23 protein-coding genes and 1 pseudogene are annotated in these 25,116 nt (G+C 63.4%); 2 read left to right on the top strand and 22 right to left on the bottom strand.

Annotated features, from left to right (window positions below; genetic code table 11):
• The first annotated feature begins 290 nt into the window (after window positions 1-290).
• Window positions 291-611 carry a hypothetical protein gene (locus tag MLD63_RS16725; RefSeq protein WP_255331055.1) on the top strand — a complete coding sequence of 107 codons (321 nt, stop codon included), beginning with the start codon at window positions 291-293 and terminating at the stop codon, window positions 609-611.
• Window positions 612-771: 160 nt separating this feature from the next.
• On the opposite strand, the gene MLD63_RS16720 is transcribed toward MLD63_RS16725, so the two are convergent.
• Together MLD63_RS16720 and MLD63_RS16715 are read right to left on the bottom strand one after the other, a co-directional pair.
• Window positions 772-1,809, bottom strand: coding sequence for an alpha/beta fold hydrolase (locus MLD63_RS16720; RefSeq protein WP_255331054.1), 1,038 nt, complete (start codon window positions 1,807-1,809; stop codon window positions 772-774).
• Entirely contained in the window at window positions 1,781-3,391 is a 1,611-nt protein-coding gene (locus tag MLD63_RS16715) for an RcgA family putative transporter (protein WP_507185077.1), read from the bottom strand. Before MLD63_RS16715 ends, MLD63_RS16720 begins: the two co-directional genes overlap by 29 nt.
• A gap of 249 nt (window positions 3,392-3,640) precedes the next feature.
• Between MLD63_RS16715 and MLD63_RS16710 the strand changes: the two genes are divergently transcribed.
• On the top strand, window positions 3,641-4,630 hold the full coding sequence (locus tag MLD63_RS16710) for a LysR family transcriptional regulator (RefSeq protein ID WP_255331052.1): 990 nt from the start codon (window positions 3,641-3,643) through the stop codon (window positions 4,628-4,630).
• Between the two features lie 22 nt (window positions 4,631-4,652).
• Here the strand turns inward: MLD63_RS16710 and MLD63_RS16705 are convergent.
• From MLD63_RS16705 to MLD63_RS16615, 20 genes and pseudogenes are all read right to left on the bottom strand, one after another.
• Window positions 4,653-4,802: pseudogene (locus MLD63_RS16705) on the bottom strand (DUF2274 domain-containing protein); the annotation flags it as partial.
• Between the two features lie 2 nt (window positions 4,803-4,804).
• Window positions 4,805-4,984, bottom strand: a complete 180-nt coding sequence (locus tag MLD63_RS18005; protein WP_439957684.1) for a TrbI/VirB10 family protein — start codon at window positions 4,982-4,984, stop codon at window positions 4,805-4,807.
• Entirely contained in the window at window positions 4,950-6,002 is a 1,053-nt protein-coding gene (locus tag MLD63_RS16700; protein ID WP_439957683.1) for a TraB/TrbI/VirB10 family type IV secretion system protein, read from the bottom strand. Before MLD63_RS16700 ends, MLD63_RS18005 begins: the two co-directional genes overlap by 35 nt.
• Before the next feature lie 4 nt (window positions 6,003-6,006).
• Entirely contained in the window at window positions 6,007-6,219 is a 213-nt protein-coding gene (locus tag MLD63_RS18000; protein ID WP_439957685.1) for a TrbG/VirB9 family P-type conjugative transfer protein, read from the bottom strand.
• A 186-nt stretch (window positions 6,220-6,405) separates the two neighbouring features.
• On the bottom strand, window positions 6,406-6,846 hold the full coding sequence (locus MLD63_RS16690; RefSeq protein WP_255331051.1) for a hypothetical protein: 441 nt from the start codon (window positions 6,844-6,846) through the stop codon (window positions 6,406-6,408).
• Window positions 6,847-6,996: 150 nt separating this feature from the next.
• Window positions 6,997-7,923 (bottom strand): DUF2493 domain-containing protein, encoded by a 927-nt coding sequence (locus MLD63_RS16685; protein ID WP_255331050.1) that lies wholly within the window; start codon window positions 7,921-7,923, stop codon window positions 6,997-6,999.
• 306 nt (window positions 7,924-8,229) lie between these two features.
• Window positions 8,230-9,285, bottom strand: coding sequence for a DUF7146 domain-containing protein (locus MLD63_RS16680; RefSeq protein WP_255331049.1), 1,056 nt, complete (start codon window positions 9,283-9,285; stop codon window positions 8,230-8,232).
• A complete protein-coding gene (locus MLD63_RS16675) occupies window positions 9,285-13,619 on the bottom strand; it encodes a strawberry notch-like NTP hydrolase domain-containing protein (RefSeq protein ID WP_255331048.1) in 4,335 nt (1,444 codons plus the stop codon). The genes MLD63_RS16680 and MLD63_RS16675 overlap by 1 nt, the downstream gene beginning before the upstream one ends.
• Before the next feature lie 149 nt (window positions 13,620-13,768).
• On the bottom strand, window positions 13,769-14,410 hold the full coding sequence (locus tag MLD63_RS16670) for a DUF8835 domain-containing pootine (RefSeq protein ID WP_255331047.1): 642 nt from the start codon (window positions 14,408-14,410) through the stop codon (window positions 13,769-13,771).
• A complete protein-coding gene (locus MLD63_RS16665; RefSeq protein WP_255331046.1) occupies window positions 14,403-14,819 on the bottom strand; it encodes a hypothetical protein in 417 nt (138 codons plus the stop codon). Before MLD63_RS16665 ends, MLD63_RS16670 begins: the two co-directional genes overlap by 8 nt.
• Before the next feature lie 64 nt (window positions 14,820-14,883).
• Window positions 14,884-15,432 carry a hypothetical protein gene (locus MLD63_RS16660; protein WP_255331045.1) on the bottom strand — a complete coding sequence of 183 codons (549 nt, stop codon included), beginning with the start codon at window positions 15,430-15,432 and terminating at the stop codon, window positions 14,884-14,886.
• Between the two features lie 200 nt (window positions 15,433-15,632).
• Window positions 15,633-15,797, bottom strand: a complete 165-nt coding sequence (locus tag MLD63_RS16655) for a hypothetical protein (RefSeq protein ID WP_009450567.1) — start codon at window positions 15,795-15,797, stop codon at window positions 15,633-15,635.
• 422 nt (window positions 15,798-16,219) lie between these two features.
• The gene (locus tag MLD63_RS16650) at window positions 16,220-16,525 is read right to left on the bottom strand and encodes a hypothetical protein (RefSeq protein ID WP_255331044.1); all 306 of its coding nucleotides are present in this window, start codon (window positions 16,523-16,525) and stop codon (window positions 16,220-16,222) included.
• 91 nt (window positions 16,526-16,616) lie between these two features.
• The gene (locus MLD63_RS16645; RefSeq protein WP_255331043.1) at window positions 16,617-18,758 is read right to left on the bottom strand and encodes a ParB/RepB/Spo0J family partition protein; all 2,142 of its coding nucleotides are present in this window, start codon (window positions 18,756-18,758) and stop codon (window positions 16,617-16,619) included.
• Between the two features lie 117 nt (window positions 18,759-18,875).
• Entirely contained in the window at window positions 18,876-19,352 is a 477-nt protein-coding gene (gene radC, locus MLD63_RS16640; RefSeq protein WP_255331042.1) for a RadC family protein, read from the bottom strand.
• A 132-nt stretch (window positions 19,353-19,484) separates the two neighbouring features.
• Window positions 19,485-19,889 carry a DUF2958 domain-containing protein gene (locus tag MLD63_RS16635; RefSeq protein WP_255331041.1) on the bottom strand — a complete coding sequence of 135 codons (405 nt, stop codon included), beginning with the start codon at window positions 19,887-19,889 and terminating at the stop codon, window positions 19,485-19,487.
• Window positions 19,886-20,176 carry a zincin-like metallopeptidase domain-containing protein gene (locus tag MLD63_RS16630; protein WP_439957682.1) on the bottom strand — a complete coding sequence of 97 codons (291 nt, stop codon included), beginning with the start codon at window positions 20,174-20,176 and terminating at the stop codon, window positions 19,886-19,888. The genes MLD63_RS16635 and MLD63_RS16630 overlap by 4 nt, the downstream gene beginning before the upstream one ends.
• The gene (locus MLD63_RS16625; RefSeq protein WP_226562626.1) at window positions 20,173-21,075 is read right to left on the bottom strand and encodes an ArdC family protein; all 903 of its coding nucleotides are present in this window, start codon (window positions 21,073-21,075) and stop codon (window positions 20,173-20,175) included. Before MLD63_RS16625 ends, MLD63_RS16630 begins: the two co-directional genes overlap by 4 nt.
• A gap of 51 nt (window positions 21,076-21,126) precedes the next feature.
• Window positions 21,127-23,343: an integrase gene (locus MLD63_RS16620; RefSeq protein WP_226562627.1), complete on the bottom strand. Its 2,217-nt coding sequence runs from the start codon at window positions 23,341-23,343 to the stop codon at window positions 21,127-21,129.
• Window positions 23,340-24,995 carry a hypothetical protein gene (locus tag MLD63_RS16615; RefSeq protein ID WP_255331040.1) on the bottom strand — a complete coding sequence of 552 codons (1,656 nt, stop codon included), beginning with the start codon at window positions 24,993-24,995 and terminating at the stop codon, window positions 23,340-23,342. Before MLD63_RS16615 ends, MLD63_RS16620 begins: the two co-directional genes overlap by 4 nt.
• Between the last annotated feature and the right edge of the window lie 121 nt (window positions 24,996-25,116).

Raw genomic sequence — 25,116 nt, 5'->3', positions numbered from 1 at the left:
GCGATCGTCTCCACAACCAGCATCCCAAACTCTGCCCCCGAATGACCTCGGAGGCATGATGGACCATCGCATCAGGGGGGGGGCCCGTTTGGACGCCGATCACCCCAATACAGGGGTCCTTATTCCACGCCGATCCACACGCAGACCTGGTTGCCGCCATGCCCGCAACGCGCAGAGGGGCCGTTTCGCTCAACAAAAGGGGCGATGGCAGTGCATACTTGGACGGCGCATCGTGGCTTCAAGCTATTATTGCAGCAGCGATGTGAGATTGTTTTCAATGGTGGATACGAATGCCTACTGAAAGAGTAAAAGGCTCACCGAACGTCGATGAAATCAATCGCCTGACGGCCCTTGGGTTAAACGTCATGACAGCCATGGCGGTAGCGGACGGAAAAATGGACGAAGCCTCTGAGGTCGCCCGCGCAGAGGAGGGACGCAAGGTCGACCTCTGGTGCAGGGGAAGAAAAAACATCCCGACTGCTCTAACTGCAGTATGGGACTGCGACCCGGCTCTGTCGCAACAGAGCCTCATGGATGCGTTCCTGACCGCCCGTTTCGAGGGCGGCCGGCATGCGACGCGGGTAGAGATGATTGAGGCGCTGGAGCGGTAGCTCCGCACTTCGCTACTTCGTGGAGTTGAGTGTGGTTCGTAGCACACTGACACGGTTTCGCGACATAGCCTATCATTTTGGGGCTGCCTCCGGTCCGTAGTCGAGCCGACGATGTTGTCGTTTCTCGCCGCAACTTTGCTAATCCGCGACCTGAGCCCGATCAAAGCACCGATCGCCCGCTACGGGACAGCAACCGTAAAACGCTCATGCCAGCCCAGATGATCTGTGGGGGCAGCGAAAGCGAGTAATGGCCGCAATTCAGCTCAAGTATGCCCGGTGCCGCGCCAGCGTTCTCCAACTTAGCCATCAGGTGTTTCGACAACTCTGGCAACACCACCGTGTCCCTCGTGGCGAAGACAAACTGAAGATCAAGATCGGTTCGCGCCAAGTTGTCGGCATAGTTCTCCAAATTGAGCGGGCCCCAGGCTCTCCGGAGGTCGACCAGCGAAATCTCAGGCTCAAGGCTAGCACGAATGTGATGTGTGGCGCGGCCGGTCCAGACCATATCCGCGAGGCTTCCGGCCGAGAGGAACAGTGCAGCCCTTCGCACAATGGGGTCGTGCGCGGCAATCAGTCCGGCGACCCAGGAGCCCAAGCTCATGCCGAGAACCGAAATGTCCTCGTACCCTTCATTCTTCAGGGCACGAATGAGTTTTCGTCCATCCAGCACGGCCTGTCGCATCGACTGCATGGTGCGACCGAGATTCGGACTGAGCATATAGTCGGCGTAGCTGGAGGCCGGGCGGCTACGTTCGAGGTGATAGGGCATGGCCATCTCGACCACCGCCACGGCTCGTCGAGAGAAGAAATTGGCAATCTTGGGTGACCGAAAGCTTGCGTTCCAATGGTGGAAGACCACGAGGGCGCGGTCGGTGGACCGCCTTTTGGTTACCTTTGCCCAGACAAGATCGTTTTCCTCGACCCCTGTCGAAACGCTCGACTTGAACCTGATCCATCCATCCTCCCGAGTAACGACGGTGTCCTTCTGGCCGGGGTCTGCGAAGAAGGTCGGATCTACGGTGGCCCGGTCGGCGAGCGCACAGAATTCAGCAAGGCTGGTCACCCCATGCGAATCCGGAAACGCGAGCTCAGCATCGAGGACATATGCGGCCTCCTCCTTTGGCACGTCTCCGCGACTGGCCCGCTGTTCATCCCAACGATCAAGCCATCTATGATACATTCCGGCGGCCTCCCACATCGCTCGTCTCCCGCGTGCCAAATGCCGGATCAAACAGACCGTAGATCGCCAGCAGGACCGAGACACCCAGCACGATCGAGAAGCCAGCGAACGCTCCGATCAGGAGATAAGCGGTGACCAGCAAGATCCCTACGGCAACCATCTTCCACAACGGCGCATTGAATTGATATCCCAGACCAGTTCGGATGATGCCATGGAGAAAGGGCACGTAGGCCACCAACGCAATCAGGAGGCTGGTATAGTGCGTCGGTGAACTATAGTTCGCGCGATCATCCGCCGCGCCGCGCCCCGAGAGGACGGATACTGCATCACGGAAGAGCCAATCCGGAATGCTTTCGGCACTAGTTGTCAGATACACGCTCTGCAGCTTCATGCAGATTGCAATCAGCAGCCCGCACATCGTGCAGCGAAAGATCCCGCGCATGATTCGATAGCGGACCCTATCGACATCCGGTTGCGGTTCGCGATTTTCGACCGCTGATCGACGCTCGATTTCCCAGAGATCATACGACAACGTGTAAAGCAAAATCAGGCCGACGAAGAAAAGATAGAAGCACAGGCACATGTAGAGATAAGCGAAACCGCTGAATGCGATGGCCTGGTGCACGGAATAGGTTTCGGGGAGCGCAATGGCGAGAGAACCCCAGTCTATCGGATACGGGCCACCACCTTGCATCAGCGGCATCAGGCGGATGCTGACCCACTGAAACAGGCCGGCGAAGCCCAGGCAGATAAGAAGTACCGCCCAATATGTATAGGCCGAGCGCTCGACTTTGTTCGCCCATCCATCGTCGCTTTCCGCGCCGCCACAGGCAGCCAAGACTTTCTCGCGCCCCTCGCTCTTCCAGAATGCCAACAGGTCTCCCGCGAAGACGAAGAAAAGAGGCATGAAGATCATGAAGAGGAAGGTCCAGTTGGGAGCCCAGAGAAAGCCCACCTGCTTGGTGATGCCATCTTCCCGACCGTAGGCAACGCTGTGAATGCCGAGGAAGTAGGAGATGAACCCAAGCGCAACAGCGCCCGCGAAGACAGAGGCGGGAAGGTCCAATGGGGATCGGTGTCCGACGAATTCCTCGGATATCCGCGGGAGGCTGAATCGCCTCTCCGTTTCCTCGGGCGCCCGCAGCCCTGGCCCCTCGAACGGGGGAGGTGCCGCGACGTTGCGCGCCTTCAGAATATCTGTGTCCAGAGCCCCATCAGCGGGTTCTCCTGTGGCTTGCCGCTCCAGCCGCCTTCTGGCAACGAGCCGTGACTGCGACGCACTGATCTCCGCCTGCCAAGCACTCGTCGCTTCCGGATCGTCACACCCGAATACTCGCGCCAACCACCGAATGTTGTCCGAGCTGATGCCCTTGTCGTTGTTCTGGAACCAGAGCTGAACCGTCCGCAGCTCGATGCCAGACTGGTTCATGTCGATCCGTGTGATGGCCTCGGCAAGAAGGTCAGGCGTCCACGGTCCTTGCGGAAACCCGCTTGCGTCCACGGGGCGACCGGCACCGGCAGAGGCAAGGCGCATGAACAGCGCCTTGAAGTCGCTGCCGTTCCCCACTGGAGAGAGGAAATATTTTCCGTTTTTTATCAATGTATTGCACGATTACGTTTCGTACTGTTTCGTAACCCTTCGTATCATGTCGTGACCGGGACTTCCATCAGGCACAATCATAACGTGTGGGATTCGGTTCATCTGAAGCGGCTTGACCCGATAGCATCAGCGCGATCACGGAATTCTCAAGGTCGACCAACCGTTGCGTCTGCCAGCTGCACAGGTCGATCCGCAACAACCTTAAAGCGGGCGGACTGTGAGATATCCAATCAAAAAGGGAAGCGAAAGGTGGCAATCGAATTGAGACATCTGCGCTACGTCGTGGCTGCCTCCCGGTGCGGTAGCTTCCGGCGCGCGGCTACTTCTCTCGGCGTCGAGCAATCGTCTGTAAGCCGGCGCATCCGCGATCTGGAAGACGACATTGGCGCAGCATTGTTCATCCGTCATTCTAGAGGAATCATCCTTACCCACGCTGGAAAGAAATTCGTCCGCCACGCCCGCCAGATTCTTCGGGAAGTCTCCTGCGCAGCCGTGGATGTCAGTCCGATCGGTCGAGGCGAAGAGGGCGTCGTCAGAATTGGCATCTTTTCGTCCTTGGCTTCCGGTTTTCTGGCTCAGATGCTGGGGGCCTACAGCGACCAATATAGAGGGGTTCGCATCGATATCATCGAAGGTGCGCCGTCCGATCATATTGCCGCGGTGCGCCTGCATAAGCTGGACGTCGCCTTCGTCACCGGAGCGCCATCGTTGACCGATTGCGATACCGCACAGTTCTGGTCCGAAGGCGTGTTCGTCGTGTTGCCGGACAAGCATCCTCTGGTCGATCGAGAGTCACTCCGGTGGGACGATTTGGGTGGCGAGACCTTCATAATCAGCGATGGAGATCCCGGAGCAGAGATTCACGACTTCCTGATCAAGCATGTGGCCGACCTCGGCGTTCATCCTGCGATCGAGAGGCACCATGTGGGCCGTGACAATCTCATGCAGATCGTTTCATTCGGGCGCGGCGTGACGCTGAAGAGCGAGGCCACGATCGCGACGCGGTTTCCGGGCGTAGCATATCGACGGCTCGACGGCGAGACGTTGCCGTTCTCGGCGGTCTGGTCGCCAAACAATGACAACCCAGCTTGGCGGCGCATGCTGAGCCTCGCTCGACTGACGGTGCGACGAAACGGCATCTGCGATAGCAAACGCGCTGCGTCGGCTCCGAAATCGGTAACGTCTTCTTTTCGCGGAGTGCGCGCCGCGCCTTCGCGAACCCCCGATCGGTTGCCATAAAGCGTTCGACCATGCGTGCGATCAACTCAGCAGGCTTTTCGACTATTTGTCCGGTTTCCCGACTCAAGATCACACCGTAGGCGACCAGATCATGATGGACGTCTGCAGGCAGATCGATGGTTAATTTTACCGGCTTGTCGTCGGCGAGAGGTCCGAGCTTCAGCTTGGTCATGACTATCCCCTCTGTGGCTCGAGGATGAGATCGCGGGTGACGATGACGCGCACCGGAAAGCCGGGACGGATGGTGAGGGTCGGTGCTCGTCCGACCTGTCGGCGGACGATCTCCTGCCCCGCATCGCCGATCGTATCCTGCGCGCCATCACGGATCGCGCGGGCCAATCGCGTCACTGTCATCGGTGGCAAGTTCCGCCCCTATATTTAGGACACTTGCAAGGACTGCGGCCTTGGCGATGTCCCACCAATGGTGATCGACACCGTCTTCGAGCCCAACATAGCCGCCACTGTCAGTTCCTGGCTGCCGTTCGAGCACGATCGAGCGACCGCCCGGCAGGATGATGCGGTTCCACACCAGCAGAACGCGCCGTTGGCCGATGCCAACGCCACTATCATACTCGCCGATCAGCCGTGAACCCTGGGGAATGAGCAGAAAACGCCCTGACGGGCTGTCATAGATGTTCTCGGTGACCTGCGCGGTGATCTGACCCGGCAGGTCTGACCGAATAGCGGTAACGAGCGCTGCCGGAATGACGGCTCCGGCATGGAGCGTATAGGGCGATGGCGGCGGCGCGACGCGATCAGCCGACACGGTGCGGCGATCGACGGGCGCATTCAGGAAAGCCAACTGACGCTCCTGAACCGTAGGCGTGCGCTGCTCACCCGGAAAAGCCGTCGGAAATCCACCCGCAAGATTGACACCGGCCGCAGTTGCTGGTGGTTGGGTTCGATCTCCGCGCGTGCCAAAAAATAGCTCGCTGGTGCGGGCGGCCTCGATGTCAGCCAAGCGGTGTTGCTCTTCGGGATCGGGACCGGGTGCTGTCGTGACCGGTACCGGGCGGCCTTCTTCCCGAGCGCGCCGAATGGGCCGACCGAGATCGCCGGGCAGTGCCGGTCCGAGTTGCGGGATACCGGAATAATCCGATGGCAGACGGCGCAACTCGTCGGCCGTGGGGCGGTTCTCGGTCGTGAACAATTCGTTTGGTCCATCTCCGGCTTGCCGGCCCTGCAGCGCGAAGATCAGCGCGCCACCGATGCCGAGCCAGGTGATGGCTGCCAGGCCCGCCAGAACTTTCCGCGACAGACGCACGACACGGGGCGGATCGGCCCGCAGCTGGAACGGATCGTTTGGGGGAGTTTTGCGTGATGTCCCGGCGGCGGCTGTGTCAGAGGTCGGAGTTCCTGTTTCATCTGTCATTGGTTCAGTCCTCCGCTGCCGCGGTCCGTGCTTTGCGCCGCACGCCGTGGGATCGCACGATCCTGACCATCTGCTGGTTCTCGCCGCCCAGGCGCAGTTCGGCGGCAGCGAAGAGCCGGTCGACGATGAGGACGTTCAGGTGAACGCGGGTATTTGCGATCTGCGCCTGACCATCGGACCCGATCACGAAGAGGGGCGGCATCTCACCCTGAACGATCCCGCGCGGGAAGACGACCTAGACGCGGCGGCCGTCGTCGAAGACGGTTTGCGTTCGCCAAGGCGGCGCGTCGCCTTCGAGCCCATAGCGATAGTGTCGCTGAGCTTCCGGCGGAATTATCGGTTGCGCCACGAAGGGCGGTTAGGCCGACCTTCGGACCTGCGGATAGGACCAGGCGACCGCATTTCATGCGCCAGCGAGGCTGGATTCCGCAGGTCCGGTTGCCGCCATGCCCGTGACGCGCAGGAAAGCCGTCACACCAACGGCGATCGCGCCGATCACCGAGAAGATGATCTGCCAAGTCTCGGACGGCATCATGTGTTTGACGATACCGAGCGTGGCGTAAAACCCGGCAACACCAGCCGGTGCGACAAAGGCCAGCGCGATCAGCAGCCGCGCCCAGATCGGGCGGATCAGCATGAGCAAGCCCTGAGCGACGGCCAGTGTCAGGCCTGCGGTGACGAGGCCAACGAGTATCGCGCCAAGCCAGCCAGCACCGGTGCCATAGGCCCAGGTGCCTGTGTTGATGCCGACGAAGAACGGCAGGGCAAAGACGGCGAGATTGAACAGCAACCAGCACATGGTGCCGATGGCCGCGATGGAAACAAGAATTCCGAGAATGATCATGGTGGTGTCTCCGTGCAATAGGTTGAACGGTTGCGCCTTCCACCACCACCATGGCGCAAAGCGGAATATAGCATGAACATGCCTGCCTGCGCGAGCCGGAATGATCGATTGTTTCGACCATCCGGCTCGTGGCAATGGGAAAGGCAGCGCTCACGCGCTGCCCGCCCCAAAACGATAGACAGGGATGCCCAACTTGCGGGCCTTGTCGGCCAGGTTTTCCTGAATGCCGGTGCCGGGATAGATGATGACCCCAATCGGCAGAGTGCAGAGCATCTGGTCGTTGCGCTTGAAGGGGGCAGCCTTGGCGTGTTTTGTCCAGTCGGGCTTGAAGGCGACCTGCGCGACCTTGCGATTGTTGGCCCAGGTGGCCGCGATGCGCTCGGAGCCTTTTGGCGATCCGCCATGCATGAGCACCATGTCCGGGTGCTTGGTATGGATCTGATCAAGCTTGGCCCATATCGTCCGGTGATCGGTGGTATCTCCGCCTGAAAAGGCGATCTTCGGTCCGGCGGGCAGCAGCACCTCGTTGTCGGCCCGGCGTTTGGCGGCGATGAAGTCGCGGCTGTCGATCATGGCCGATGTCATCTGGCGATGGTTGACCCGTGAGCCGGAGCGCGGCGACCAGGGTGTGCCGGTGGTGCGCAGATAGATGTCGGCGGCGGTGTCGCGGAAGGTCTCCATGCTATCGCGGCGCTCGATCAGGCTTTGCCCGATGCCGATCAGGGTCTCCAACTGGACCGATTTGACCTCGCTGCCGTCCTGTTCGCGCTGAAGGCGCTTCTGGGCTTGCTCGTTATCGTCGAGTTTGCGTTCGATCCGCTCGACGGCGCGGTGGAAGGTATTGACGGTGGACCAGAGGATTTCGTCGAGGTCGAAATCGAGGCTGGTGTCGGCCATGGTGGAAATCAGGGCATCGAAGATGTCAGAGACCGCGCCCTGGATAACATTGTCTTCGGGCGTGATCCGGGGATCGGCCTCGTCCTCGGTGGGACGGTAGCCATAGAGTTCGAGGTCTTCGACGACATGGCCGGTCGGGGATGTGCTGTGATCGGGTTCGAATTCGTCATGTGCGTCCATGGGATGCGTCCTTCGGTTGGACCGCGACCGTCGCGGCCTTCATGGCGACGAAAGCCCATGGGCGCTCCTGTCTGGCAGCCCGAGCCCTTTGCGAGGGCCTTGATGGCAAAGCCCGGCTGATTTGTTTCGCGCTGTAAAGGCGGCTCTGCCGCCGACGGAAATCAGTCGGGCGCCGCCATTGCCGGGCCGGAGCGTTTGTGGGCCGATCGCCCTCTCAGAAGGCCAAGGCGCGGTCCTCTGCCGATGGGGGTGCAGCCCCGTGCACATGACAGGATCGATCCTGCCCGATCACGGCCCCGGTGCCGGCTATGGCGTCATGGCCATGAAGCGGCTGACATCCTCGGGGGCGATCTGCACCCGGATCTGTGCCCGAAGCGCATCCAACCCGCGGGCGGTGAGATCGTCGTTGAAGTCCCCCAGCATGGGCGAGAGCGTGATCGCCTCGATTCCGGCCTCATGTGCCCGGTCCACCAAACTACCCCGCGCGCTGTCACCTGCCGGATCGTTGTCGCGGACAATATAGAGCCTGCGCAAATGCGGTGGGAACAGGATGGCGGCGAGATGTCCGGCCGAGAGCGCGGAGACCATCGGCATCCTTGGCACGGCCTGCCGCAGCGACAGAACGGTTTCGATGCCTTCCCCCGCTGCCATGACATCCTGCGTATCGTCGAGCCGGACGGCGTGCCCGAGCAGGTCACCCATTGCCTTCCTCGGCGGATCAACAGGCGCCTTGCCGGAGCCGTCTCGGGCGAGCCAGGTGCGGTGTGCGCCGGTGATCCTGCCATTGATGTCGGTGACGGCAGCGATCATGGCAGGCCATGTCTCGCTCAAGCCATCACCCTCGGGCCGCCAGTAGCAGTTCGGATGAAAGCGTAGATTTGCGGTTCCGCGTAAATCCGTAATACCGCGCCCGCGTAAATACGTCTCTGCGACAGAGCTGATCAGCGGCTGCGTCATGCGCCAGAGCCGGCGTGCTGCCTCGGATGATGCCGATGATCCCGATGGTGCCGGTGGTGTTCGGGACCGACGCGCCTGCGGCTCCGGCTCGGGCTGCGGCAGGCTGAGGAAGCGGCGGGCTTCGTCGGCAATGTCGGCGAAGTCGATCAGACCGAGGCTTTCGCGGATGACATCGAGCAGATCGCCATATTCACCGCTTTGGGCATCGGTCCATTTACCGACCACCCCCTTGCCGGATTCAGACCCAGTGAGGCGGACGAACATCGACCGGCCCGGATTGTTCTGCACATCGCCAACCTGCCAGTAATTGCCCTGCTTGCGCCCGTTCGAAAGATAATGGCGGCACACCGCCTCGGCCTGTCGGCCAAGACGCTGCGCCAGTTCGGTGGCGTTGAGACGCGCCATTACGCTGCCTCCCGCTCACCGATGCGCTCGACCGGGAAGCGGTCGAAGAGCTTGCCGGAGATCTCCGGCCCGGATGCCCCCACCGGCACGAAGAAGCGCAGTTTCCACGAGATGATCTCGCTGAAGAGGCCGTAAGCCCGCAGCCGATCCCGCATCGCATCGGTGAATCCGGTCAGCTCGATGCGGTTCGCGCCCATGACGCGGACACGGCGCAGTTGCAGTCCTTCTGCCAGATCGAGGATGGTCCGGCCTTCGATCAGCCCAGCATAGGCGGCATCGGGCGTGATGCTACTGCTGACGCCGCTGGTCGAAGCATTGGCAGCCCATGCGGGAGAGACACGGCGACCAATGATGCGCTCGCCTTCATCGCTCTGAAGCCGATAGACGCGGGAGGATTCCTGCGGCAAGCGCTTCCAGATCGGCAGAAGCAGCCCAGTCACCATATGTAGAATAGTGTCGGTGAACTCCGGCACCTCGGCCAGTTCTGCGGTCCAGGCTGAGCCGAAGGCGGCACGGTCAGTCTCGACCCAATGTGTCTCGCCCATCATGCGGATGGGGATGTTCATCGCCTCCATGGGCCGGATCAGCCGGACGCGGCGTTCGATCTCGCCATCATCCAGCATGACGCTGGTGGTCGGGATCTGTACGGCAGCGCGGCCAGAGCGATCGTTGACCAGCAGCTTTGCGCGCGGATCATCGAGTTCGACCAGCGCTGCATCCAGCGTCACCGGCTGGTTGCGCTTGCGCTCGGTGACGGTCAGGAGGCGTGTCTCCGCTCCAGTGCCGGGATGGGTGTGGATTACCTGCCGATCGGTGACGTTGAAGCTTTCCGCCTTCAACGTTTCCAGCCCCATATCATAGGTGCCCGAAGCAATGGCCCCGTCGATCCGGGCTTGGAGCAACTGCTCGAAGGCCGCGAACAGGATGCCCTGTAGCTCGATGGTCAACGCTAGCAGGCGGTTGAGGAAGGTGGTGATCGGCGGCAGATCGTCCTTCACACCATTGCTGTCCATCAGCTTCAGGCCCGTCGCGGTCTCAAAGCGTTCCAGCGAGCAACCCTCGATCTTCCCGCGCACTACAGCCATGTAGAGTTGGCGCAGAGCATCACGGGCATAGGGGGATTCCAGATTGTCCTCGGGCCGGAAAAGGCCCTGACCGCCGGTCTGGCGCTGACCGCGCGTGATTGCGCCGAGCGTATCGAGGCGGCGGGCAATCGTGCTGAGGAACCGCTTCTCGGCTTTGACGTCGGTAGCGATAGGCCGGAACAAGGGCGGCTGCGCCTGATTGGTGCGGTTGGTGCGCCCCAGCCCCTGAATGGCGGCATCTGCCTTCCAGCCCGGTTCCAGCAGGTAATGGACCCGCAGGCGCTGGTTCCGCGCCGAGAGTTCGGCGTGATAGCTGCGCCCGGTGCCGCCAGCATCGCTGAATACGAGGATGCGCTTCTGGTCATCCATGAAGGCCGAAGTTTCGGCAAGGTTCGCGGAAGGCGCGCGGTTCTCGACCGCCAGGCGTGCAGCCGCACCTTCACCGCGACGAACGATCCGCCGGGAACGCCCCGTGACCTCGGCCACGATATCGGTGCCGAAGCGCTGCACGATCTGATCGAGCGCGCCCGGCACGGGTGGCAGCGAGCCCAGTTGCTCAAGCATTTCATTTCGCCGGGCGACGGCGTCCCGGCATTCCACTGGCTGACCGTCGCGGAACACCGGCCGTGACGACAGGTTTCCCTCGCCGTCGGTGAACGGCTCATAGAGCTGCACCGGGAAGGAATGCTGCAAATACGATCCTACGTACTCCCTCGGTGTGACATCCACGGAAATGTCATTCCATTCATCGGTCGGGATCTCGGCCAGCCGCCGCTCCATCAGTGCTTCGCCGGTTGAGACGATCTGGATCACAGCGGCATGGCCCGCTTCCAGATCGGCATCGATGGACCGGGTCAGGGTCGGCGTTTTCATGGACGTGAGCAGATGACCGAAGAAACGCTGCTTCGTGCTCTCGAAAGCCGAACGCGCGGCGGATTTGGCCTGCCGGTTCAGCGTCGCTCCCCCAGATTCTGGGCTGCCGGTGATGTTGGCCGCCTCCATCGCCGCGTCGAGATTGTTGTGAATGACGGCGAAGGCCCCAGCATAGGCGTCATAGATGCGGCGCTGTTCGTCGGTGAGCTGGTGCTCGACCAGCTCGTATTCGACGCCATCATAGGAGAGCGACCGGGAAGTATAGAGGCCGAGGGACCGCAGGTCGCGGGCCAGAACCTCCATCGCTGCCACGCCGCCGGCTTCAATGGCTTCGACGAACTCGGCACGGGTGGCGAACGGGAAATCCTCCCCGCCCCAGAGACCGAGCCGCTGGGCATAGGCGAGATTGTGGACAGTGGTGGCGCCGGTTGCCGAGACATAGACCACGCGGGCATCGGGCACGGCGTGCTGGAGCCGCAGGCCCGCGCGGCCCTGCTGCGAGGCGGCGACATCGCCGCGTTCTCCCTTGCCGCCACCGGCATTCTGCATGGCATGGCTCTCGTCGAAGATGATGGCTCCATCGAAATCGGACCCCATCCAATCGACGATCTGCTTGACGCGGGAAACCTTCTCGCCCCGGTCATCGGAGCGCAGCGTGGCATAGGTGGTAAAAAGGATGCCTTCCGACAGCGTGATCTTTGCGCCTTGAGGGAAGCGCGAAAGTGGAGTGACCAGCAGGCGTTCCATGCCGAGCGCCGACCAGTCGCGTTGCGCATCCTCGATCAGCTTGTCGGATTTGGAGATCCATACCGCCTTGCGCCGCCCGCGCAGCCAGTTGTCGAGGATGATCGCGGCAGACTGGCGGCCCTTGCCAGCCCCGGTCCCGTCGCCGAGCATGAAACCCCGGCGAAACCGGACGGAACCGGCAGCATCTTCAGGCGCCGCGCTCACATTGTCGAAATGCTCGTCCACGGTCCAGGCACCGGCGAGATGATCGGCATGGGTCTCCCCGGCATAGATCACGGTCTCAAGCTGGGCGTCGGACAGGCGCGCGCAGATGTCGGCGGGCAGCATGGGCCGGTAGGAGGGCTTGGGCGGTGCGACCGAGGCCATGGCGGCGGATTGCACCAGCTTGGTCGGATGCGGCTGCGCGCCGGGGATGCGCAAAGATTGCAGTGCATATTCCTCGTAGATCGCATCGGACAGACGTGCGCCTTCGGGCGGGGTCCAGTCCACGGTCTCGTAGGCAAGTTCCACGCCCTCCGGATCATTGGCCGGCGCTGCGACAGACCGGGAGGCTGCCGAGCGCGCGAGATAGCCGCGCACGGTTTTCGCCGCAGCGACCGGAGCCGATACGGCAAGCTTCGGCAACTCGACCGACAGGCGCGGCGGGACCAATGCCTCGATCCAGCCGATGAGGGTCGCGATATCGGGCGCAATGCCCGGCGTATCCGGGAAGCTGGCCGGATCGTCGGCGGGCAGTTTGTCGATCACGGTCAGCCGCGTGTCGATACTCGTGCCGTGCTTTGCATAGACTGCGCCATCGACGGCGGCGGTAAACACCACGCGCCCGCGTTCCTGCAGGCGGATAAAGGCATCGCGCCAGGCGGGGGCCTCGGGACTGAAGCCCGCGCCGGTGATCGTGACCAACCGTCCGCCGGTGGCGAGACGAGCCAGCGCCGAAGCGACATGTCGGTAAGCGGCATCGGCCACGCGCCCGCTCACATTGGCCATGACCGAAAATGGCGGGTTCATCAGCACCACGGACGGAATGGTATCGGTGGCCAGATGATCGTCGATCTGTGCGGCATCGAACCGGGTGACGGACAGGGCCGGAAAGAGCGAGGACAGCAAATCGGCACGGGTCTCAGTCAGTTCGTTGAGGATCAGCGAACCGCCAGCGGTCTGCGCGAGGATCGCCAGCAAGCCGGTGCCTGCCGAAGGTTCCAGCACCACGTCATCGGGCGTGATCGCGACTGCCGTCAGCGCGGCCAGGCCGAGAGGCAGAGGCGTCGAAAACTGCTGGAAGTTCTGGCTTTCCTCAGAACGGCGGGTCTGCGTGGGCAACAACCCCGCGATCTTCGCCAGCGGATCAAGTCGTGCAACCGGAGAAGCGGCTTTACGGAAAAGTGCCTTTCCGTATTTGCGCACGAACAGCACCGTGGCGACCTCGCAAGCCTCATAGGCCAGTTTCCAGTCCCAGGCGCCGGTCGTATCGGACGCGCCGAAGGCCGTTTCCATCGCAGATCGCAGCGTTGCGGCGTCGATGCGCTGGCCGCGCTCAATATGGGGAAGCAGAAGATTGGCAGCAGTCAGGATTGCGGGCGCAGCCGCCAGCGGCGTGACCGGATCGGCCACGGGAGACACCATGTACATGTCGGGAAACCTCAGGAGAGCGGGGACGGGAAAGTCCGAACAGCGCTCTCTCTCAACCGCCCGGACTTGACCCCTTCCGGCCACCCTCTGGCTCTCGAACGGCAACATGAGAAAAGCGCCCCAACCGAATGGTGGGGCGCTTGTCATGATCACCCGAAGCGGCGACCGATCTCGGTGAAGGTGTAATCATTGGCGGTAATGGTCTCATCGACCGCTTCGTCCGAGGACAGATAGTCGTATTCGCGTTCAAGCTGGCGATAGAGCCAGCGCGCCAGATCCCGCAGCGCCTCGATCACGGCTTCTTCCGCGTCGGCGGTCATGTCCTGATATGTCGGACTGTCGCGCTCGACCGAGATCGCCATGCAGTATTCGTGATAATAGTGGCCGCGATGGCTGGCATCGGCGCGGAGCTGGTAGAAATTGCGCCTCTGGATCGCCTGCAAGGCATCGGCGATCCGGTGCAGCTCGGTGTCTTGCGGCGCATATTCACTGATCCGGTGCGGGGCGCCTTTCCGGTGGGAATAGGCCTCGAAACAGGCGCCGTCGCCCTGGCTCCAGAAGCCCCGGAACCAGATACAGGGTTCTTGCCGGGTGCTGCCCCCCATGAGCCGGACGGATCGGGTCTTGAGGTCGAGGCCGAGGATTTCCGCGATGCGCTGGAAATCCTCATAGACGGCATCGTACCAGTCGTAGTCGAAGCCGCCTTCGCGATACCAGGCGCGCGCCTTGTCCTTCGCCGCATCGGACAATTCATTGAGGCGAAAGACGGTGGTTTCGATGGTGCTAGGCATAGGGATTGCCTCCCTCCAGCACGGTGGAAAGCCATCCATCGGTATAAATCCAGTCCACCGTCTCGCCGGTGGCGAGATCGAGGACATGCGCGCCGCCGCCGAACCCGTCGATGCGGGGCTTCGAGCAGCTATTGGCGTATTGCATCCCCCACAAACCGGTCAGGCCGAACTCTTTCGCGCAGCGTTTGACAAACTGGATGACGTGCTCGGGATCGCCGGTGACGTCATCGCGCATCCAGAGCTGCGTGCCGCCATGTTCGGGCTGGATCGAGAGCAGGAATCCGTCCGAGGGCGGATCTTCGGCGGCATTTTCACCCGCCAGCGCATTGTAGAGGTCGAGCGCGCGGGCGGCATTTTCGGGGGTGCCCACGTCGAGCAGGCAGGAGAAATGGGTGCAATAATTGGCCATGACGGTCTCCGGACATGACAAGGCCCGATGCGCGACCGGGCCGGATGGATGGAACAGGTGAAGCTCAGGCGGCCTGCGGCAGGCGGAGCAGATCAGCCGCGGCTTCGCGCCAGAAGGGGTCGACCAGCCGGGTTTCCAGTGCAGCGGCCCGGTAGCGAAGCTCACGAGCCTCGGCCGGCGCGGACGTCCTGAAGGCAAGGCCGCGCAACTGGCTGGCCTCGGCGACAATCCGGCGGGCCTCGGCGTCCGAGGCAACAGGCTGTTGCCAGAGAATGACGCCCGCGCGGATTTCGCCAGCGAGGACCAATCCATGATCGCGGTCCTGGATGAGCATGAGGCGCGGGCGGAAATGTGGGAAGCTGTTCGGCCCGGTGCAGATATCGCCGCGCGACAGACGCAAGGCCGCAAAACGCATGGCCTCTTCCGGTGATGGGCATTCCCCAAGCGGGATCATGCGGTCGAAACTGTCGGCATCATCGCCGGCACCGTAGCTGGCCACGCCGAGGCAGGAGATGCGCAGCGGCAGCTTTTGCGCCCGGTAGAGCGCGGGCAGCACATCGGTCGCTAGTATCTGGCCGATCGGGCGGCAGGTATCATGGCGGGAAAGGTTCATCGGGATCACTCCATGACGGGCGCCGGAAAGCCTCTCTCTCCAGCCCTCAACCCGTCACGGCCGAAAGGCCCGCACTCTTCCTCTCTGACCGGGGCCGTTCCCCGGTTTCGCTGCTGGCGATGGGCGACCATCGCAGGGCTGAAGGCCCGGTCGCGGGTTCACCGCGCACCGGGCCGTCGGGGATGAGGCGTTTTCGCGCCTTATTCCCACGGGTCCAACTCCAGCTTCACCATGTCGTCGTCGCCGTCGAATTCGGCGGCGGGGCAAGCGGCATGGGTGCCGTCTCCGGCCTGGAACACGACGATCGAGACCATCAGCGTGGCGGCGAGGCTGGCGGCGAAGGCGGTGGCATCTGCATAGGACATGGGTTCCGGCTCCTGTCTTTGGGAGGCGGGGGACCATCCCCCGCGCGACAGGCGCCCGAAGTGTCTGACCGGATCTGCAATCACCCGAGGGCGTTCGGACTCTTTTCCGAATCCCCGAGGGCGGCACGCGCGCGTAAGCCGACCCCTCTGGGGTTGAGTGTCAAAGAGACGGATCGGACCAAGGTTTGCGAATGGAAGCGGGGGTGGTTCATCGCATCTGACAGGTGCCGGATACCCGTCGCAGATGCTTTGCCGCGCCAGCCTTGCCACCATGCTGTCCAGGATCGTGTTCCCTTCAGGCCGGGATCGGCAGCCGCTTGCGCGGATATGAAGACGACAAAATTCATGGTGAAGCTGGAGATGGAACCGGTTCGGGCGATACCATCCCATGCCGATGGCCCAGGATAAGAACGACCGGGTCTTCAGCCCCAAAGTCCATCGGCGATTTCGCGGGCGATCATCGCGCGCGCCTTCATCATCAGATCATCGCCTGACGTGTCGATATGACCGTAGAACCGAGCACGACCGCCATGGACTGTCCATTCGGCGTAGCGGCAATATTCGCGGGCATCGAGACGGAACACCCGCATGTCTTCGGCCCAATGAGGCTTCGGCTCCACGACGACGGTGAGGCCGTCGCGTGTTTCTTGCCAGGGCAGCGTGCGCTCCGTCGGTGGATTCTCGCGATCTTCACGGAAAATCTGATCAATGTCGATGATGGTGGTCATAGGAGCCTCCAAAGAAAAAGCCCGGTCACAAGGACCGGGCGAGTTGCGGAAACGGAGTAGACGGGGCAACCGGAGCCGCCCCGCTTGAGGGTTATTCAGCGGCAACCATGTGCTGCTCTTCCTCATCGTCGGCCGGATCGTCCTCCTCACCATCACCCGAAAGGAAATCGGGCAGATCATCGGCTTCGCCATCTGTCCCGAGCACCGCATTGCCCTCGGCATCGCCATCAACCATGCGCAGCGGTTCGGGCAGCCAGCCGGTATCGGTCAGAAGGCGCTCGGCTTCCTTCGCCATGTCGCCCTTCTTCAGATGCCCGATCAGTTCGGCGGCACGGTCTCCAGCGCCCTCGCGGACGGCCTCAAGGATGCGCGGTTTGGTCACGCGGCCGAGATAGTTGCCGACCGTCGGCCGCCAGCCCACCGCCACCATGTCGAGGCCGGTCGAACGCGCCAGCCGGTCGGCCTGAGACAGGCGGATTTCCAGCCCATGCTGGCTGACACCCATGCCGCTATAGGGATTCGGCTTCTCATAGAGCGCATTGACACCGAAGCTCACGCAATGCGCGAGCAGATCCATGCGTGATCCGTCGTCCAGATCGACCAGCCAATCCCAGAGCGCCGCATCATCGGCCGGGATATGATCGCCCCAGCGTTCGTGTCGATCCTGGATTGCCTTCGCCGATGTGCTATCGCGCAGATCCTCGGCTTGCGTCGGAAAATGAACTTCTCGGACCTGCGCCTCCAGGCACCCCTTGGTGGAATGCGGCAGGAAGCAATCCGTCACCAGCCTGTGCAGCAGCGCCGTCATGGCGACATGCGGGCTCGATGCCACGGCCTCGCGCAGCGCCAGCGTGCGATGGGCGGTCAGCTCGCTGACCAGCCGGTCGGGCAGCGGCTTGATGGCATCGGCCTCATCTTCCTCTTCCGGCTCGGGGGATTGGCCGCCGAGCGTGATGACCGCGCGCTGGTAGCTGGCCTGCGGTTCGGCCCGCTGGAGGACTTCCCCGGTCTCGGGATCGACGACTTCCGCCTCCTGTTCCACCGGCGTTTCATCCTCGGGGCGAACATAGCCGCGTTCGACCAGCAGGGTGCCACCGGCGTCAATGCTGACGAAGACGCCTGCCTTGGCCGTCTGATCCGGGTCGAAGGTCATCGGACGGCGCTCGAAAGCCTCCAGCGCCTGCTCGATCTCGCCCAGACGGGTATCGATCTCGTCAGGCAGTTCATCGGCCTCGGCATATTCGGCTTCGAGCCGGTCATATTCGTCGCGCAGCGCCTCGCGGGTGGCGCGCTCCTCCTTGGTCAGATCGACCGTGGTGCCGACAAGCTGGCGAAGGCCATGATCGTGACCAAAGGGGAAGGTCATGGCGACCTCGATCCACTTCCAGCCCTCGGCGGCGATGGTTTCCGCTTCGGATTTGAGCTTTTCGCCGACCAGCCGGTCGAGCAGCACCGCGTCCTGGAGCCAACCGCCATCGTCCTGCTGGAAGAGGTCGCGCAGCACGCAACCGCCCGCCTCTTCATAGGCGGTGATGCCAACAAAGACCGCCCGCTTGTCCGACGCCCGCACCGTGGTCTCGGTCAGCAAGCGGCGGATGGTATAGGGTTCCTTCTGCCAGCCGTCCTTGATCGCCTCCCAGACCTGTTCCTGGCGGGCATGGTCGGAGCTGACGGTGAAGGCCATGAGCTGTTCCAGCGTCATGCCATCCTCGGCATAGACATCGAGCAGCGCGGTCGAAACGGACGCCAGACGCAGGCGCTGTTTCACCACCTTCGCGTCAACGAAGAAGGCGGCGGCGATGGCTTCCTCGGTCATGCCCTTCTCGCGCATGGTCTGGAACGTGCGGAACTGGTCGAGCGGATGCAGCGGGGCGCGCTCGATATTCTCAGCCAGCGACACCTCGTCGATCAGCACATCCCCGGTTGCCTCCGACACTACGCAGGGCACCGGGGCGATCTTGGCGAGGCGCTTTTGCTTGACCAGCAGTTCCAGCGCCCGGAAGCGGCGGCCGCCGGCGGGCACCTCGAACATGCCGGTTTCCTTGCCTTCGGCATCCAGCACCGGGCGGACATGCAGGGACTGGATCAGACCGCGACGGGCAATGGACTCGGCCAGTTCCTCGACCGAGACGCCAGCCCTGACGCGCCGGACGTTGGACTGGCTCAGCACCAGCTTGTTGAATGGAATGTCGCGCGAGGACGACAGGGTGATCTTGTGGGTGGCAGTGGCCATGTCAGTGACTCCATGACGGACGCCGGGGAGCCTCTCTCTCCGGCTGTCAGCCCGTCACGAAATCCCCATCCCTCCTTTCACTCTTCCGGCCTCGCCCCGGCGCAGCGGTAAGGACAATCAGATTTCACCGCGGCTCCGCAGGCTGACCTCCTGGCCGGCACCGGTGATGATGTGGTCGTGCAGCGTCACCCCCAAAGCAGCGCAGGCCTTCTGGATCTCCTTTGTCATCGCCAGATCCGCAGCCGAGGGCTCGGGGTCGCCGGCCGGATGATTGTGGACGACGATCAGCGCGCTGGCGTTAAGTGCCAGGCCCCGCCGCAGCACTTCGCGGGGATAGACCGGGGCATGATCGACCGTGCCTATGGCAAGACATTCGTCCGAGATGAGCCGGTTCTTCCGGTCGAGATAGAGGACATGGAAGCGCTCGACATCACCGCGGATGGTTAGCGCGCAATAGTCCAGAACCGCCCGCCATGTGGAAAGAACCGGATTCTGGTTGAGATGGCGCAGCAGGATCTGGCGCGCTTCGTAGACAACGGCCTGCTCCTGCGCTGAAAACTGGCAAGGCTGCGGATCGATAGCGAGTTTCCTCATGTGTCGCGTCATGGTCGTGGTTCCCGACGGGCAGCCGGCCCGGCGCCGGAACTTTCACCACGTCACGACGAGAGGCGCCGCCCTCTACCTCGGAGAGAGCGGCGCAAAAGCGCAAAGCCAGGCAGCCGGATCTCAGGCTTTCCGGCTTTCCGTATCGGCGGGATTCAAGGTCCGTGCAGCATCGCCACGGAAGCGAGCGGACAAAATTTGCTCGGCTGCGCGAATGCTGCCAGCCATGCGCGCCGCTTCGGCCCAGACCGAGATTGGGAACAGGCCGGTAAAAAGCACGTCCCGCTCGATCCCCATGCCGAAGGGGAGCCGGATCGCCTCCAGTTCACCGAAGCACCAGCTGCCGAGTTCGGGATAGCCGATGTCGGCGAGACCGAACATGATGTCGCCGTCCTCATCCAGCTCGGTCGCGAGCCAGACACCTGCGCCAAGGGGATTGTAGAATTTCACGACGGGGACGTGATCCACATCGCTCTGCCGACCATTGGCAAGGAGCTGCGCGCGCTGTGTGCGGGTCAGGAGGATCATGCCGCAGCCCTCCGCTCGATGGGATTAGCGTGCGGTTCGGCACGCTCCTCGTCGGGCAGATATCCCAGTAGCCAGTCGGCCGCCTTGCTGGCCTGGGAGGCGGCTCGGACGATGGCGCGATTGTCCTCGCGCAGCCCGTCGAGCCAGGAACCGATATAATCGGCATGGCGTACGGTCGGCACAATGCCGAGCGAGGCGCAGCAGAAAGCCGCGTTCATCTCGGCCACATATCCTGACAGTCTAGCCCCATTCTGAAATTTTTCGGCAATGAGAACGGTTTTGGTCATGCCGCTACCTCCTCTGCGTGGGGCTGCTGCGCATGCATCCAGTCGGCCGCCTGCTGCGCCTTGCTGGCGGCGGTGAAGATGGCCTTGGGGTCGTCTTTCAGGACCTTGAGCCACGAGGCAATATAGGCGGCATGATCGGGGCGCGGATGGTGGGCGATCCCGAGGTCTGCCAAGACGAGCCCGCTGAGAATTTCCACGCAGCATTCTTCGGCGGCATAGGCGGCCGAACCAAAGCGACCGGAAAGGTCGCGGTCGAGCCTGTGCTTTGCGCCACTGGCGTGACCATTCTCGTGTAGCCAGACACCGTAGAATGACGCGGCATCGCGAAACGAAGTGAACGGCGGCATGAACACGGTGTCGGACGACGGGCGGTAATAGGCTTCCGATCCACCGAACTCCGTCTTGACGCCCAGGTTTGTAATGAACGCTTCCGCATGGGCAAGGCGTTCATCTTCGGGCAGCACAGGGGTCGCCGGGCGCTCGTACCCGTCCACCTGAGCGATATTGAAGACAGAAAATGCGCGGGCGAACATCCGTCGATGCCCGTCATCATCGTCTTCGTCGTCGGCCTGCTGGGAAACCTTGATCTCTCTCCACAATACGACCGTGGTGGAGCGTTCTCCTTTACGCACCTGCGCGCCGGCATCCTGCCATTGCTTGTAGGTGCCCCAGAGACCGTCGCCATATCCGGCGGCAAAGCCCGTGGCCCAGAGCGCCAAGGTGTTTATGCCGCGATAACGCTTGCCGGATGCAACGTTGGTCGGACGCGCGATGCTGCTCCCGTCGTGGAACCAGGGCGCACGCCAGTCGCCGGTGCCTGCCTCGATGGCGGCGATGATCTCGGTGGTGATACGGTAATAAACATCGGCGCGCCCGGCCGATGACGAAGAGCGGGACATGACAGGTCTCCAGGACGGGCGGAACAGGCCTTTCCCGCTCTCCTCATCCCGTCACTCACCCCGATCCCAAGCCGCCTCTCCCTTTACCGCCGCCCGAACGGGCGGCGTCGCGCCCTCGGGCGCGATCCGGGCCAGCACACCCTCGATCCGGTCAACCTCCTGCTGGAGCGCGGCCCGCTGCAATCCGGGCAGCCGCTTCTCGCGCAGCAACATGCGTGCCTCATCAGCACTCCGCTCCCAGACGGGCCTGTGATGTTGCGCGATGCAGGCGTTCGGGCAGCGGGTCGGTTCACAAAGTGCTGTCAGCGGGCGGTCTGCCGCGGCATCCGTCACGCGCTTGAGGCACAGGGCGGTTGCCGGATCGAAGAAGCAATCGGCAAGCGGTCCGACATGCAGGGTGCGGGCCAGACTGGCGAGCATGGTGCGCAGACGGGACTGGTCGGCGATCATCGGCGGCAATGGCCCAAGCTCGGTGGCTGTCTCGTCGAGGGTACGCGCGACGCGGGGACCGGCCGGCCCGCCAAGGGCAGCCCCGCCGCGCCGCCTGTCGAAATACTCGAGCAGATCGTCGATCTGGCCGAGCCGGCGCTGCGCCTCGACCTCGGCTCGGAAACCCGAGGCGCTGCTACCCGCGTAGCCTTCGAACGCGGCGACGGATGCATGCTTGTACTGGATCATGCCGGCCACCGTTCCGAAGGGACGGTTGGCGATGTGCCATGCGATCGTGCGACGAAACTGGCGGGTCGTGATCCGCCAGGGCTTGCCGTCCGGCCCGCGCGGTATGGCGGGCGCCTCGTCCGTCCCGAACAGCCTGTTCAGGTGGTCACGATAAGCGTTGATCTGGCGCACGATCTCGGCGGAAACGTGCGGTTTGCTACTTCGCGTCACTGACAGCACGGGCCAGAGCGTATCGAGACCATGGGCAACAGCCGCGCGCCGGGTCAACTGTTCGAGCACCCCGATCGCATCGGCGACGGGCTCGATGGTCACCCACTCCGCCGGCGCTCCCCGGGCCCCATTTCCCTTGTAGGCAGTGGAACGGACGCGGTGTCGTGACACGGTGCCATCCTCGCTGCGCGCAAGCATCAGGCATCCCCGGCGCATCGCCTGCACCTCGCAATCGCGCATACCGGTCAGATAGGCGCAGACCACGTAGGCCGCTGCCTGCAGCATGCGCTCCTCCAGGACGAGGGATTTGGCATCGAAGCGGAGCCGCCATGGCCTACCGAGATCGGCATCGACCGAGATCGGCGTATCCATGCCGCCGGGTTCGATCCCGATATCCGCGATGGCAGCGGCGATGAGATCGGACGCGCCGCCGGCGAGAGCGAGATGCATCGCCGGCTCCCTGGCGGCATCGACGCCTACGTGAAGATGCAGAAGCTGCACGTTGACGACGGGCAGAAGCTCCCCGCTTACCGGATCGACGGATGCGGAACCGTTGGGCGGACTTGCCCAGACCGGCACGCCCCGACCTTGCCGCGCGCGGGACCGGAAATAGCGCACCAGTCGCTGCCGTTGCCGGCGGCGGCGCTCCGCATGCGGCAATCCCTGTTCCGCAACGAAGAGCCGGTCGCGGCGCGCTTCGAGCCGGGAAAGCTCACGCCGGGCGGCGAGAATGTCCCCTGCGAATACCGTGATGTAGCGCAGCGACCATGCCAGAAGCGGCGCAATGATCGGCTCGGGGATGCGCGGGGTCCGATTCTCGGGAACATGACGATAGCCCGCGACGCGCGCGGGTGGCCGCCCGTCCCACGGTTCGAACGACAAGCCGCCGCCGGGAAGCTGCTCGCGGTAGAGATAGAGGTCGATGACGACCTCGAGAAGGTGCCCGACAATGACGGGCCGCCTTGCCGGGTCCTCTCGGAGATGCCGCGCATAGGCGTCGATCAGCGGAGGATCAATGCGGGCAAGGTCGAGCGCGCCCAATCGTTCGCGGACGAAGCCGAAGAAGCGCCGCGCCCGGTTGAACGCCTGCCGCACACAGGATGGCGGCAGCTTCGGACGATGGCCGGGAAGGTCGACATTGAGACGCGCATAGAGATAGGCGCGCATCATTGCCTGCACATCGGCATCTTCGAGCACGTCGAAATGAACGGTGACATGGCAGCGCCGGGCGTTCTCGCGGAAGACGGCCGGACCCAGATCCCAGCTTGGATCGTCGACGCGCGACAGGCCCTCGCGGGCATGGCCCGGCTTGAGCGGCGCGCACGCCAGCACGGGCCGATCGTCGAACACGTGCCCGCGGGCAAGGGCGGGCGCGGTCATGCGCGCGCCTCGGGGGGCAGATAGAGGCGCTCCTCCACGGCGCGTAACCGCGCTTCGGCGACAACGGCATCGGAAAACGCGGGCAAGATCTGATGGACGATCCGGGCATGAACCTGCCCGAACTTGACCATCCAGTCGGGACCGGGAAGCCCCTGCCGCTGGTCTTCGACGAAGGACAGGAAGGCCATGATCGCGGGGAGCTTGCGGGCGGTGATGACGGCGTTGGGGCAATGGAGGCATCCCCAGAACGGCTGCTGGCATGGCGAGCCGGCCTCGGCGAAGGGGCTGCTATGGAACCCCGCGCAGGCGGCGAGCCAGAGATCCTGCTCCCCATCGAGAATGGAACCGACCGCATCCGGCGGCATCAGCGGCCCGGCCTGTACGGGCGCTTCGCGCAGCGTCTTCTCGGCTGCTGGCGCGAGGATGGTCGGCATCGCGGCGACGACAGCGTCGCGGAAGGCATCGGCGACGGTGGCCTCGTGCAGGGGCCGCAGCGATGGCAGATCGGCGTAGTGGCGCGCCGCGACCTCGGGCGTGTGGCCGACCGCGAAGCGGGCGATGTACCCCTCGGTTTTGGTGTACCACAGCGCCTTGTGGGTTTTGCGAAGCCGGGACAGCAAAAGATGGAGCGGCTTGCCGTCGTCATCGACAATCCGGTGCCGTGCCACCCAGGCGTCGAGGCGTTCGCGCGGATGACGGATGCTGGCATGGAGACCGCCGACGTTGTGGTAAACCCAGAGACAATCGGTGGACAGATTCTGGCGGGCGACAGACGTGATCTCGATCAGTCGGCGGAGAAGGCCACCCGGCGTGCCCAGGCCGCCGTCGCGCACGCGCATGCTCTTGTGCCCGGCGGCGCCGGCGCGTCGCTTCAGGTATCGCAGTTCGACGGTTCCGGCGGAGGGATTGGCCAGGCAATCAACCGTCAGCGCCTTCAGGCATTCCGGCTCGAGGCCGGTATCGAGAGCAAGCAGCACGAGCAATGGCGGCAGATCGGTGACGTGCAGATGATGTCGGCGATGCAGGTCGTCGATCAGCGTGCTGATCGGCAAACCGCGCCGCAAGCGCATGAAATAGAGACGGCGCAACTCGACGCTCTCGGTCCGAACGGCTCCATGGCGCGCGATGAAAGCTTCGACATCGGCCCGCGCTCCGGCAATGACCGGATCGCCCTCATCGGTCCGATCCTCGGCGCCGATCCGGCGGAATATCGCTTCCACGTCCGTACGGGCCGCGTCGCGCAGCGCGCGGGCGACGAAGGGACTGTAGGCATCACGCGGGGTCGAGCGTCCCGCCGAGGTCGCTATTGTATAGCGCAACCGCTCATGGAGGTCGGGCGTGATCCTGTCGGGCCGATCCGCCTCTATCGCACGCAGCGTATTGACGATCTTGCTGACCGTCACATGCCGGTAGATCGCGCCCATCCCCCCGCGTTCGAGTGCCGATGCGAAACCGTCGACATGGGCTGCGCGCACGTCTTCGGGCCCGTCCACCTCCCCCGCCTCATCGGAAAGCCAGGTGAAGAAACGGCGATAGGAGTTTACATACTGTTTGATGACGCTGGCCGCACCGATCCGGCCGCCGAGCGCGGCCGACCGGCGCAACGCGCTGGCAAAGGCGATAGCGAGCGGACGAGGATCGAGATCGGTCATATCGACCAGGACGGTCCCGCCATGCCGCGCCTCGATGACGAACCTGAGGCCGAGCACCGGATCGGGATTGGCTCGCTCCGGCGTGACGGGTGCGAAAGCGACGGGCCTGCCCTTGCGGGGA

The organism is Paracoccus albicereus (assembly GCF_024359525.1).
Taxonomy (GTDB): Bacteria; Pseudomonadota; Alphaproteobacteria; order Rhodobacterales; family Rhodobacteraceae; genus Paracoccus; species Paracoccus albicereus.
Note: the sequence above shows the minus strand (reverse complement) of the source record. Positions and strands in the feature narration are given on the sequence as shown.